Source organism: Sutcliffiella halmapala (genome assembly GCF_050107295.1).
Classification (GTDB): Bacteria; Bacillota; Bacilli; order Bacillales; family Bacillaceae_I; genus Sutcliffiella_A; species Sutcliffiella_A halmapala_A.
Map to the genome: position 1 here is coordinate 63,874 of NZ_JBNIKR010000003.1, position 12,502 is coordinate 76,375.

Below are 12,502 nucleotides of genomic sequence, written 5' to 3' on the forward strand. Positions count from 1 at the left end.
GACCTCTTTTTTTACATTGAAAATATTAGGTCATGCAACAAGATGACTTGTACAAAGTAGCTTCATACAAGTCATTTGAGTCTTATTTTATTAAATTTATGATATTGTCATTTTCTACAGCATAAATACCACCAAGCACGGAGAACTGATTAAATGCATGCTTTTCTGCAAGCATCTTTGTTTCTGCAGGAAGAATATCAGGTTTCACTAATAAAAGCGGCGAATTAAGTTTTGCTGCTAAAACAGAACCTGTTAGGGCATCAGGGAAATCCATTCCATTAACCACTAATCCAGTCTGAGCAGCAAAATTAAATTGAGAACCGATTTTATAAGATGTTTCGTATCTGTTCGCACCTGCGATTCTAGTTGCTTCCGGCATGCTTTTTAATAGATTGTCAGAAATAACATCTTTTCCACCCACCACAATGGTGTTGGTAGCTTTTGAAAGCATGGTCGTGGTTGGACCAGGAATTTGAGTCTTCTCTGTTAATAGAATCGGAATTCCATTTCTAGCTGCATATGGCGCTATCGCCAATGCATCCGGGAAACCCTTTCCATGTGCTACAACTACGGTTGAAAAATCCGTTCCCATCTTATTGGCAATGAGTTTTGCTGTTTCATATCTGTTCAGCCCGGCAATTCTCTCTACTTCCATTCCCAAGTCACCAATGGCCTCTTCCACCTTTTCGTTGACCGCAAAGTTACCTCCAAGAATGACCACCTTTTTTGCATTCAACCTAAGTAATTCCTTTTTAGTCTCTTCAACCAGTTCATTACTTCTGGTTAGTAGAATAGGTGCGTCGAGCTGATAGGCAAGAGGCGTACCTGCAAGGGCATCCGGAAAGTCATCCCCTCTCGCTAAAACAACTACATCAGACTTATCCCACCCCGTTCGGGAGATCTCCACAGCAGTAGCATAGCGATTTTCGCCTGAAATACGCATTTTTTCTAAATAACTAGAAGCAATAAAATACGTTTCATTTGAGTTCATATCTTTCACAGGATACCAGACAAAATGATTCTCTCTATTAGCGCCAGCCTTATAAGGGCCAACAATTTGCAAAGTTTCTCCAGCTATGGTCTTTCTGATTTCTGTTCCTTCTGGCGCATTTCTCAATCTGACACTATCCTCAGTGGCTTTCACTAGATCCCCTACATTGAATAGATGTTTGGAAGCTTGATAAGGGCCATTAATATGATAATGCGGCTTTTTAAACTGAAGAGACCCTGTACTAGTATAATAGATATCATCTTTTAATAATTGTTCTGGAAAACGAGTAGTCTCCATTTGAGCATATCTTTCCACATGATTATAAATGACATCTTGATAGGTATTACCAGGATAATATTGGGGGTCATTTCGTCTTGAAACTCCATTGTAAGCCATGACCGCAAAATACCAATCTTCTATAATTTGCATGTCATTCCCATTTATCTTTGGAATTCTCCCCCAGTTGCTATAAGTCCATTTATCTTTTAAAATCTTTAATCCTTCTTGAATATTATAAACAATATCTGTTTTTAATCTTCTTGCACGTTCAGCAGTCATATTAGGCTCGGTAATTTGCATAAGCCCGATTCCGCCATCAAAAGAAATGACAGGATCACCTATTTCCCATAGCCCATTAGGGTCATTTGTTGTTCTATACTGCTGCCAGGAACTCTCCTGCCATGCTATAGCTTTAACCAATTCAGGAGGTACACCTGCTTTAAGCGCTTCCGAAGTCAATAGCAGATTCATTTCAGAAGGGGTAGGGTTTGTCCCCTTCAAAGGATCTTCGGATTGTATCGAATACTTGTTATTCACTTCTTCTTTTGCTGGAATAGCTTTAACTTCTTCAGCTTGTTTACCGATTTGTACTGATCCATCGGTACCTTGGATGTAGGTATCTTTAAACAATTGGTAGTCAGCTGTCTGCACAGAATTAACGTTAGTATTTAAGTAGCTTACTATAATACTATTTTCATTAACTTCTACTGAACCCGCATTGTAGTCATCCGTTAACAAAAGTTGATCCATCTCACTACCACGAAACTCATAGAATGCATATCTCTTATAGCTTCCAGTACCATCATATGTATTTTCAAACAATACATAATAAAAGTCCCCTTTTTTCCAAGAAAAAACTTTGGAAACTTTAGCGAAATCTAGCTGCCACTCTTCCATTACTTTTCCTTCGGACTTTATACTGACAGTAGTACTTTCTCCATTTAGAATATTGATTTCATAGCCATCAAAAGTAATGGAATGATCACCATTCGGGCTTGCCTTATACTCGGTTACTTTCCCCTCCGCAAAGCCTTTATCTACAACCATAATCAACATCAGCACCAAGCAAAACTTCAGAACAACAATACTCTTACGAATCAAAATCTTTCCCCCTTGAATATTAAAATGTTTCTTATCTATTTCCAATTCTACCAAAGTTATCTCTTTCTGGAATAGGTAATTTGTCAAATTTTAACGTAATATCGCGATTTTAAACAGGTAATTTTAAGTTATAATGTAAAATTATGGACTTTTACGCGACCTATAGCCTAAAACTTTAGCTCTCAGGGATGTTGCATTAAAAAAGCCATCCGTCGCATAACGGATGACTCTTCTATAAAAACCCGTCACTCTACACCAAAGTGATGGGACTCAACTTAACACTTAAGGTAATTTAGATAACTTCAGCTCTCCATTATTAACAATGACTTTATACGTACCTTCTGAATGTGCATCGGAATATTTCTTTAGGAACTCAGAAAGATCCCCATCAGACTCAACAACCACTAAAAAGTCGGATTTCTTTATATGATAAAGGAGGGAAGCTTTTTTTTCTTGGGTATCACTGCTTCTGTAGATATAATAATTATTTGTTAATTGCTCATATGTTGCTAAGTATCTAAGATAGCCATTGTCATTTACACTCTTGGGACTATAATAGACAACTGTCGCTTCTTCTGATGAAGTAGCCCTGATCACCTCATTGCCATACTTCACCTTTTCCCGTATAGAACCAGTAGGGTCAGGTTTAGTGGTAATGGTAGGTACATTTTCAATAAACGGATAGAAGAATAAAAATGAAAGACCGAGTGTTACTCCTAATTCCAGGATTTTAGACTTGATTGAACTTGCATATTTTGTCCACTCCAAAGTGATTGCACCCATTAATATGCCTGCGTAATAAATAAACATCGTGGCTTGATATCTGCTAAAACCAGCAAGCCTTGCAGACTCATTTTCTGGCATTAGGTAAAGATACATCAAATATAGGAACATCATGTACAAAAAATATATACTGTTGACAAGTATGGTGGAAAATAATAATAACCGAGAAACCTTCTTGGTCTTCATATAGGATAAGATCATTAAAACAATGGAAATACCGCTTAATATAATCATACTTAAAACATTTGGATTATCCGGACTAGTGGAAGCTTTTATTAAATTCGCACCGAGATTATTTTTCAATTCATCAGACTTATCATCTGCATTTAATATCTCATTTGTTATTGCAAATTTATTACTTTCATAAGTAAATTCAGGGTAGGCCTTTTCGGTATATTTCGACCACAAAAAATTTGTGCCAAATGGTAATAGCAAGGTGAAGATAATCGCAATTACAGCTATTTTGCTCTTTGCAATACTAAACCTGTTGCCTCTTAAACTGTTCCAATATACAAAAGCCAATATTAATATTGCATTTATCACGATAAATAATTTCCCACTATCCTTTATTAATACAAGTAGTATCAGGATAGGGGCATTAACAAGAAGACTCTTTTTCCAATCGTTTCGATAAAAGTATGCTATGACCGCGACAGATAACGCCACTATTCCCAATAAAGTATCAACTAGTAAGTTGTAGATATGACCTTTAATGACAAACAAAAGTGTTAAGCTTGAAATCACACTTAAAATAATGGCAAACGGCTTTTTCCAATCACAGAATACCAATAATACAACTACAGCCGCTGCTAATAGAAATCCTTGTGCCATCAAGGCTCTACTTTCCGAATAACCTAGCACTTCTACTATGTAATAAATGAATACAGCGCTTCCTGGTGGGTAATTTCTAAATAATACCATTGCGGTTGAATCAGGAAGTCCTCTCATTAGATACATTTCTTTTACGATAAGACCCCAATGACTGAAATTATCATAATGTAAATATATTACACCCTTAAGAAGGAGAATAGCGCAAAAAACCAGAACAATAAAAAAGATGCTTGACGGGTTTAAAAGCCACTTTATTTCGTATCTTTTACTAAACAATCGAAAGGTAAAAATAATAAATAGTAATAAACCCGAATAAGTTATCAGGGTTACCATAAACGGCATAATTTTAAATAATCCAGCAAAAAAAACCAAGGATGTAATGGAAGAAAAGATGAATATAGGGATGAATGCTGGGTTGATTTTAAACTTTTTGTTAACAAGCAGCCCCCATCCTAATAATGAAAAGAACAACAGCCCAAATGTACTTATATACGCTGTCATACTTTAAGCACCTCGGTATTTTCTTGTGCTTTTTTTGTTAAAGACCCATTCTCTTTGAATAACAAAGCTTATCAAAAATAAAATGGAGTCCACAACAATTTTTATCCAAACTTCCCCTTCACCTATGGAAAAATAAACTAATTGAACTAAAGCCGCTGATGTCAGCATTTGAACAACACTTAAAGTAAAGTATTTTTGAATTGTATTTTTAGATCCTGATTTAAAGACAACATTTTTGTTTACTGTGTAATTAAAAAGACTGGACAAGACTCTTGCTAGTATAGTTGAAACGATGATGAAAGCTATTGGCAGAACATTTTTAAGTAACATTGTGAGGACCGTAAAGAGCAAAATGTCCACCACAAATGAACCCAAGGAAGAAAAGATGAATTTAAAGAAAACCGAATAAATTTTGATTGAATCGACTATTGGATTGAAATGTGATGAATCATTTTCGTCAATATATATCGTTCTAATTTTAACTTCTTCCATCGGAATATTGTGGGACTTGCATTCAAGTAACATATTCATTTCATATTCATAACGGTCCCCGCTGACATTCAATAAAGTTCCTGCAAAACTTCGAGGTATACCTCTTAAACCAGTTTGAGTATCAGAAATTTTTATACCACAGGCAAAGTTGACAACCGATTTCGTTACTAAATTTCCAAACTTACTTCTAAACGGGATATCTTGTGAACTAAAATCCCTGACTCCAAGTACTAAACTGTTTTCTTTTTCATATAACTTTTCTGCAGTTTTTACAATATCTTCGACTGCGTGTTGACCATCTGCATCTACCGTTACAATACCTTTGGATTCTTTGAAATTCTCCAAGAAATAACTAATTCCTGTTTTAAGCGCCCCACCCTTACCCTTATTGACACTGTGATGTATCACAGTACAAGGTTCGAGTATAGAGAGATCAACAAAAATCTTATTGCATTCCGATTTACTTCCATCATTCACAACAATGATTTTACTGAATCTATTTTCTATAATTTCCTTTACTAGAGTTGTTAATTTGTCATCCGGGTTATATGCGGGTATTAATATTGTCACATTTTCCTTTAGTGTCATAACTGTCCTCCAAAATTTTCTCTGTACATCATTTCCAAGCGAGGAGGAAATTATCTATTTCCTTTGGTGAAATCACATTATTAAAGTGTCCTCTAAGCTTTATTGAAAATTGTGTTTGAATGCGATTCAATAAATTTAAATTCTGAATCATTATTAATTGTAGATATTTATTCCCTTAAAATAGACAAAGAAAAACCTTTTTTCACTAATAAATTTTTCTCCCGTTTTTTTGAATTTAACAGTTTAATAAATTCATAAATGGGTATTATAGTAATGCGTATCTGCTATTCTAGTAAAAGGATCGAAGTTAATAATCATAATTAATACATAATATACATAGAATTAATAAATACTATGTTTTCGGAAAGTGAAGGTGAGCAAATTGACAGCAATTGCACACAGGTTTCTTCCATTGTTAAAGAAACGTTTCTCTGAATTCACCAGCAGTTCCAAGCAATGGGATTGGGAGAATATAACTTTGGTAATGGATGCTTATTGGCTACGTCTTATTATCCTTTCCTGCTTAAGTCCAGTGTTCATGATTGTTCCTGCTATCGCTTTTAAACTCTCATCTGAAAGTTTCTCTATGCTGGGATACATTCTATCTACCACTTTATTAATTCCATGGTTACTGATACCTGCACTCTTTATCCAACATATTACCTCCCGATCAAAGATGGGGAAGAATCTCTCCTTCGCATTTATTGGAATTCTATTAATGATTTTCATCCTGTGGATTACTATAATCAACTTTTAAAAAGCACAAAAAAACCTCCAATGTAGAAGCAATTGTCATTTCTACTTGGAGGTTTTTTCTTATTAATGTCACTCTTCATTAATGAAAATATTTGCTACATATTCTGCCCATACTTCGTGCCCTTCATCGTTCGGTCCAGCATTATCCTCCATAAGGAGTGCTTCTAATTCCGCTGAGTTATGATCCTCGGGCCAAACTTGCCAATGATTAATATATGTATATTCACTCAGTTCCACATACTCACGAAAAACTTCTACGTCACGAGGATAATAGAGACCTCCATGTAATGGATGCGCTGGTTGCAGGAATACGTGCAATTCAGGGTTTAAAGATTTAAAATCCTCTATGATCATTTCAATATGTTCTATAGATTGCTCTATACTTATTCCAACTGAATTGTCTTTAATCAGAAAAGGTTCCAATATAAGCAGATCTGGAGTCACTTCCAAATTTTCTGAATGTAACTCTTCATTTACCACGGTATATGAAGAAGTATCCCTGATCTCCTTAATGGTAATATGGAATAAATCCCCATATGCATCTTCCATCTTTTCTTGAAACAACTTCGTCCAAGGCATGGAACCCATTGTATTAGCCTCCGAACCTAATATTAAAAGATCTATCGTTTGTTGATTGGATGCCGCCTCTTCAATAAAGGAAGACGTTCCAAATGGTAGGAATGCTAATTTTTCTTTCAATGACGGATCGATTTCACTTCCTGTTGTAACGCCTATATCACTCCCCTCTTCTTTGGTAGATGCTTTTTCATTTACAGCCGCACCAACTGCAGAGGAGTTTTCTAATTTCTCTTTCCAATGTAGATTTCCTAATACTAAAGTAATACTGCAAATAATAACAATAATGAATGCTAGAATCCTCATTTATACCACCCCATTCCAAATATACTATTTTTATGTATTTTATCAATAAATATTACGAAATTTGTCAAAATACAGAAGAATTTTTCACCATAAATTGTATTTTGGGACATTAGTGCCTTATAATAGGTTGATATATAACTAATATTCTACACTCAAAGGAAGAGGATCATATGTTTAAAAAGAAATGGTTCATTGTTCTAATCAGTATTATCGGAATTACGACTATAGGCGTAGGTATATTCGCTTTTACAGTTTATAAATCTCTGGAAAATGCGGCAGGCTCCATGCATACCCCGTTAGATCGGACATCTTCGGAAAAACGTCCTGTAGAGGTGGATTTCAAAAAGCAGGATCCTCTATCCTTTCTTATATTAGGGGTAGATGAAAGGGAAGAAGATACAGGACGCTCCGATTCGATGATTGTACTCACTGTCAATCCGAACGACAAGTCCATGCAAATGGTGAGCATCCCCCGTGATACGAGAACAGAGATTATAGGAAAAGGTTTTGAGGACAAAATCAATCATGCATATGCCTTTGGCGGACCTGACATGTCTGTTGCCACGGTGGAAAACTTCCTCGATATTCCTATCGATTATTATGTGCAAGTGAATATGGAAAGCTTTAAGGATATTGTGGATGCTGTTGGAGGAATAAATGTTAACAACGAATTTGCGTTCAACTATGGGGGCAACGATTTTCCAGAAGGACAAATAAAACTGGATGGGAATTCTGCTTTAAATTACTCAAGAATGCGCTATGAGGATCCGAATGGAGACTTTGGAAGACAGAAAAGACAGCGGAAAATTATTCAAGGTGTGATTGATAAAGGAGCTTCTGTTTCCTCCATCACAAAATTCGATGACATTTTAGATATTCTTGGTAAAAATGTTCGAACCAATTTAACCTTCAATGAAATGGTAGATATCCAAGCAAATTACAAAGATGCACGACACAACCTGGATCAGCATCAAATCACTGGCCAAGGCCAATATATCAGCAACGGAAGCCAAGAGATCTACTATTTGATTGTTTCTGAGGAAGATAGAACGGAGCTTTCCGGAAGGCTGAGAAATCACTTGGAGATCGAAGCAAATGAAGTTGCCAAGAACAACTAATAAAAAGAGGGAGCCCATTTTTACAATGGCTCCCTCTTTTAAATTTCTATTTCAATAATCCAAATAGCTTCTTCTTTTTGATTCTTTCCGGAATTTCCTTCATGATAGTCTGTCCTTCTATAAGCAATTCAGCGTTTTCCATCAGCATGTACATGACATCATGACCGAATTCCTTACCAATAACATCATACGCTTCCTTCATCACAAAGGTACGGTTCTTGATATTGTGGGCATCAGAAGCGATGAAGTGCACAAGGTTAGCTTCTATTAGATCCAAAGAAAACTTCTTGATTTTTTTTCCGAACTTTCCAGCTACACTAGCAGCAGTAACCTGGGTACAAGCACCTTTTTTTACAAGCTGATATAGTTTATCCGGAGTCTCGATAAGTTCTGCATTACGTTCCGGGTGAACAATAATCGGTATAAGACCCTTCATTTGAAGATCGTACACAAGCTTCTCTGTATATAATGGCACTTGGCTTGAAGGCAATTCTATAAAAATATATTTACTTGTATTATTTAAAGTAAGCACTTCTCCGTTTTCATAATGCTCGATTATCTCTCCAGAAATTCTGCATTCCTGTCCGGGTAAAATAGTCAAATCAATCGCTTCTTTTTTCAGGCGGCTGTTTAACTCTTCCACCTTCTCGAGAATCTCTTCTTTTTTATTCATATATTTACCATCATTATGATGCGGAGTTGCCACAATTGTCGTAATCCCTTGCTGAACAGCAGCTCTTGCCATCTCAATACTTTCCGTCATATGTTTGGCTCCATCGTCTACTGACGGAAGTATGTGACAATGTATATCTATCATTTAAAAAATCCCCCATTTCAGAAATAGTTCTATTCTCCTATCCCTCACATCTAGTCTAGTTTAAATACTATCATAGAATAAATGATTGAGAAACGGGTGTAATTTGTCGAAATAAGGTTTTATTATTGTTTGAATCCTTATTTCACGGAGTTTATTAGATAATAACGTTTTTTCAGAATAACAATATTGGATGATATATACCATTTTCCCTTTAAATTAACATATGATGAGAAAGAGAAAAATATTTTTAGAATAGGTTCAAAATAACTATTAAAAAATTCTGTTTTTTGCCGAATAGACCCAATTATGAAAATACCTGTGCCTATTCCGCGTACATGGATAAAGGGCACAGGTATTTCATAATTATAAAACCGGCTTCGCATACACGATATATCTCTCAGGCGCCCGGCCAGTCAAGGTGAATGGATAGCAGGTTGTCAGAATCAACTCTTCTTTTTCTTTCTGAAGGGTTATGATGCTCGTATCGTCGTCGTCCACAATCTTTGTTTCATAGATTTCGTACATATAGTCACCATAAGGTAGGGAAACCACAAACTTATCCCCAAGTTCCAACTCCCCCAGACGCAGGAATACGGTGTCGCGATGACCGGAGAAGACGATTTGGCCAAGCTCCCCAGGGTAAGATGCACCAAGGTAGTGCCCCACTCCTTTTTCCAATTCATCGGGGTCTGTTCCTTCTACTATCGGCAACTGCGCTTCAAACCTCGGAATCTGAAGGATACCCACTACATCCCCAGTAGCCGGATTCCAATCTTCCGGTTTTGCCGGCCAATCCCGCTCCTTTTCAGTACTTGGAGCAATATCCTCTTCCTTATTTCCGGAGGTAAGCGCCATCGCGTCCTGAAGGGCAGCTTCCGTTTTGCGATCTAACGTCCACTTCTCATACAATCCATACCCGATAAACGAAACCCCTCCTATAATAAACAAGAGGGCCAGAATCATCCCTTTTCTCACTATCCACTCTTCTCCTTTTCATGTCAGATCAACACCCCGAAAAGTGCATGCAACATATTTTCTATCTTCATTATATAGGCGCAGATTATTAAATTCCATATTAATTACATTAGATGAAGCGAATATGCTTTTCCACATAGAAAAATCGCCTGCACCGTATAGTATGTAAATGGCTACTAGTGCAAACGATTTCATATGTACTATTTTACACAAAAATCAGAAAACTTCAATATTTATTTATAGTACCCCATTAAAAATCCCCGACATCCTCTGCATAAGCATTGGTAAAAACGCCGCTAAAAGATGTGTGGCAATCAGTGTATAGTGGTAAAATTTCTGCTTTGCCATCCGGAACACCAACGGAATGACGACCAGAAAGATTCCTGTTACGCTGATCAATGAGTATATCAGCGTCCCTTTCTCTTCCCCATATGTAACCAGCAAATAGAAGAATCCAACAATACTGATATTATAAATTAATAATAGCAAAGACAATGCAAAGCAAATGAAATTGATAACAGCCTTTGTTTTTGGTCCGATTCGGATTTTCCCCATGAGTGCTGCCCCCTTTCTCACTAGCAAGTTATCTATTAATTTCGCTAAATGGGGACAAATTTCCTGTTTTTATTACAAATGAAATTATTTTTATATGACAATTTAAATATAAGTATCATCTCATGAAAGGGTGGAGAGCTATTCCCAGCTACCACCCTATATCCTATGCACTTATAAAGGTCGAATATCCCTGCTTGCGCAATTTCTCTGCCAAACGGTCCGCATTTTCCTTTTGTGAAAATGCGCCAACTTGGACCTTATTCAGTCCCTGCTCCTGAAAAACGAAGGTGCTATAGCCTTTGCGGTCCAATTCATTTGCTAAGTTATCTGCATTTTCCTGTGCCTTGAATGCGCCGACTTGGACCTTATAGACCGCTTTAGCTGGAGGCGGTGTCGGCTTTAGCTCCAGGTTGAAATATTCCGCTACCCCTTCTGCAATAGCGCGGGCACACGTTTTTCGATAGCTATCTGTCTTTAATAGTTGTGCTTCTGGGTAATAGGTCATAAATCCGCATTCCACCAGAATTGAAGCCATCTTTGTTTCTCTTAAAACATGAAAATTTGCGGTTTTGATTCCTCTATCTCTTCTACCAGTTGCGTGGATCAATCTTGGGTGAACGAGTCTTGCGAGGCGATCCGAATTGGGGGATTCGACAGCTGGAGTATATGTTTCAATGCCTTGTGCGGTGTTCCATCCTCCTGATCCATATGCATTCGCATGAATGGAGATAAAGGCATCCGCTTCCCAGCTATTAGCACGATCGGTGCGCTCCTGCAATGGTACATCCCTTTCATCGGAATGGGTAAACAGAACCTCGACATCTTGATACTTTAATAGTTCCTCTCGTGTATACTGCGCCACTACTCGGTTAAATTCATATTCTCTCATTCCATCAGGTGTCCGTTTTCCTGTAGTACTATATCCATGACCAGCGTCCAATACAATTTTCATTTTCCCACCTCATTTTTCAAAGTTTTATACTTTGTACTAGTAGAATATGCAGATCGTACCATTTATTGACAAAAAGAGGCCGCTGCCTTGTTCCTCCCTCTGTAACCTTTTATATTATTTTGCGTCTAACCTTACAAAGAGACGTATGGGTCATTACACGGTTTGATATAGTAGGAAACAATGTATATCTCAAAATGAAATAGCACAGATGGAGGAATGATGATGAAGAGAATCGCACTTTTACTCACAATGGCGTTTCTTCTGACCGCATGTGGTACAGCACTGGAGAACAACACGGCTACTGAGGCTCCAGAGGAAACGACAGTGGGTTCGGATGGAAGTAACGAGGAAAATACGACAGGTAGCCCAGGAGCGGAAAGCGTCTTGAAGAAACCGGAAATGCCAAAAGGGCAGAAGAAGTTTACTGGCGAAGACCCGAACAAACAGAAACTCTCCAGTACGTTGGAACAGAAGGACAATTCTTTTGTATTTACAGTTGAAAATGATACCGGCAAAGATGCGGAAATAACCTTTTCCTCCGGCCAGGAATATGATTATATGGTGTACGATTCAGAAGGTAAGCTAGTGAAGAAGTTATCGGAAGGAATGATGTACACGCAAGCGATCAAGGAAGATGTCATTGCCCCCGGGGAAACGGTTTCCTATTCTGCTTCCTATGAAGAAGTAGCCTCTGGTCTGGCTAAAGGAGAATACATCATCGAGTTCGTCTTTACAGAACAAAATTTCCAAGCGTCAGCCAAAGAAGCATTTAACGTGGAATAAGAAGGGAAGTTTTCCCCAAGGTTGTAACTGCTTGTTAAAAAACCTATAATGGAATAAGAAGATTTTACCGTAAAAGAAAGGTCTACATATGATAAGTA

General features: G+C 37.3%; 10 protein-coding genes. 2 read left to right on the plus strand and 8 right to left on the minus strand.

Translation table 11 applies throughout. The features are described 5' to 3' along the window. Positions 1-82 precede the first annotated feature (82 nt). The 4 genes from ACQCT5_RS06285 to ACQCT5_RS06300 form a co-directional block, all read right to left on the minus strand. Positions 83-2,371, minus strand: a complete 2,289-nt coding sequence (locus ACQCT5_RS06285; RefSeq protein ID WP_499640100.1) for a cell wall-binding repeat-containing protein — start codon at positions 2,369-2,371, stop codon at positions 83-85. Between the two features lie 282 nt (positions 2,372-2,653). Continuing rightward, on the minus strand, positions 2,654-4,486 hold the full coding sequence (locus ACQCT5_RS06290) for a hypothetical protein (RefSeq protein ID WP_499640102.1): 1,833 nt from the start codon (positions 4,484-4,486) through the stop codon (positions 2,654-2,656). A 3-nt stretch (positions 4,487-4,489) separates the two neighbouring features. Next, entirely contained in the window at positions 4,490-5,566 is a 1,077-nt protein-coding gene (locus ACQCT5_RS06295; RefSeq protein ID WP_499640104.1) for a glycosyltransferase, read from the minus strand. 825 nt (positions 5,567-6,391) lie between these two features. Further along, positions 6,392-7,204: an SGNH/GDSL hydrolase family protein gene (locus ACQCT5_RS06300; RefSeq protein WP_499640106.1), complete on the minus strand. Its 813-nt coding sequence runs from the start codon at positions 7,202-7,204 to the stop codon at positions 6,392-6,394. Positions 7,205-7,374: 170 nt separating this feature from the next. On the opposite strand from ACQCT5_RS06300, the gene tagU reads away from it, so the two are divergent. Further along, positions 7,375-8,322, plus strand: coding sequence for a polyisoprenyl-teichoic acid--peptidoglycan teichoic acid transferase TagU (gene tagU / locus ACQCT5_RS06305; RefSeq protein WP_499640108.1), 948 nt, complete (start codon positions 7,375-7,377; stop codon positions 8,320-8,322). A 46-nt stretch (positions 8,323-8,368) separates the two neighbouring features. Here tagU and ACQCT5_RS06310 read toward each other — a convergent pair whose 3' ends face one another. From ACQCT5_RS06310 to ACQCT5_RS06325, 4 genes are all read right to left on the minus strand, one after another. Continuing rightward, positions 8,369-9,139: a tyrosine-protein phosphatase gene (locus tag ACQCT5_RS06310; RefSeq protein WP_499640110.1), complete on the minus strand. Its 771-nt coding sequence runs from the start codon at positions 9,137-9,139 to the stop codon at positions 8,369-8,371. 363 nt (positions 9,140-9,502) lie between these two features. Further along, positions 9,503-10,114, minus strand: coding sequence for a class D sortase, LPxTATN-specific (gene srtD, locus ACQCT5_RS06315; RefSeq protein WP_499640112.1), 612 nt, complete (start codon positions 10,112-10,114; stop codon positions 9,503-9,505). 237 nt (positions 10,115-10,351) lie between these two features. Then, positions 10,352-10,669 carry a hypothetical protein gene (locus tag ACQCT5_RS06320; protein WP_499640114.1) on the minus strand — a complete coding sequence of 106 codons (318 nt, stop codon included), beginning with the start codon at positions 10,667-10,669 and terminating at the stop codon, positions 10,352-10,354. 163 nt (positions 10,670-10,832) lie between these two features. Further along, positions 10,833-11,621 carry an N-acetylmuramoyl-L-alanine amidase gene (locus ACQCT5_RS06325; protein ID WP_499640116.1) on the minus strand — a complete coding sequence of 263 codons (789 nt, stop codon included), beginning with the start codon at positions 11,619-11,621 and terminating at the stop codon, positions 10,833-10,835. A 222-nt stretch (positions 11,622-11,843) separates the two neighbouring features. Here ACQCT5_RS06325 and ACQCT5_RS06330 point away from each other — a divergent pair, with 222 nt between their 5' ends. After that, positions 11,844-12,404: a BsuPI-related putative proteinase inhibitor gene (locus tag ACQCT5_RS06330; protein ID WP_499640118.1), complete on the plus strand. Its 561-nt coding sequence runs from the start codon at positions 11,844-11,846 to the stop codon at positions 12,402-12,404. Positions 12,405-12,502 lie beyond the last annotated feature (98 nt).

Excerpts from the sequence above, each read along its gene's own strand:
- ACQCT5_RS06330 (WP_499640118.1), top strand. The coding sequence starts at position 11,844 with ATGAAGAGAATCGCACTTTTACTCACAATGGCGTTTCTTCTGACCGCA.
- ACQCT5_RS06300 (WP_499640106.1), bottom strand. The coding sequence starts at position 7,204 with ATGAGGATTCTAGCATTCATTATTGTTATTATTTGCAGTATTACTTTA.
- ACQCT5_RS06325 (WP_499640116.1), bottom strand. The coding sequence starts at position 11,621 with ATGAAAATTGTATTGGACGCTGGTCATGGATATAGTACTACAGGAAAA.
- ACQCT5_RS06290 (WP_499640102.1), bottom strand. The coding sequence starts at position 4,486 with ATGACAGCGTATATAAGTACATTTGGGCTGTTGTTCTTTTCATTATTA.
- ACQCT5_RS06320 (WP_499640114.1), bottom strand. The coding sequence starts at position 10,669 with ATGGGGAAAATCCGAATCGGACCAAAAACAAAGGCTGTTATCAATTTC.
- ACQCT5_RS06310 (WP_499640110.1), bottom strand. The coding sequence starts at position 9,139 with ATGATAGATATACATTGTCACATACTTCCGTCAGTAGACGATGGAGCC.
- ACQCT5_RS06295 (WP_499640104.1), bottom strand. The coding sequence starts at position 5,566 with ATGACACTAAAGGAAAATGTGACAATATTAATACCCGCATATAACCCG.
- tagU (WP_499640108.1), top strand. The coding sequence starts at position 7,375 with ATGTTTAAAAAGAAATGGTTCATTGTTCTAATCAGTATTATCGGAATT.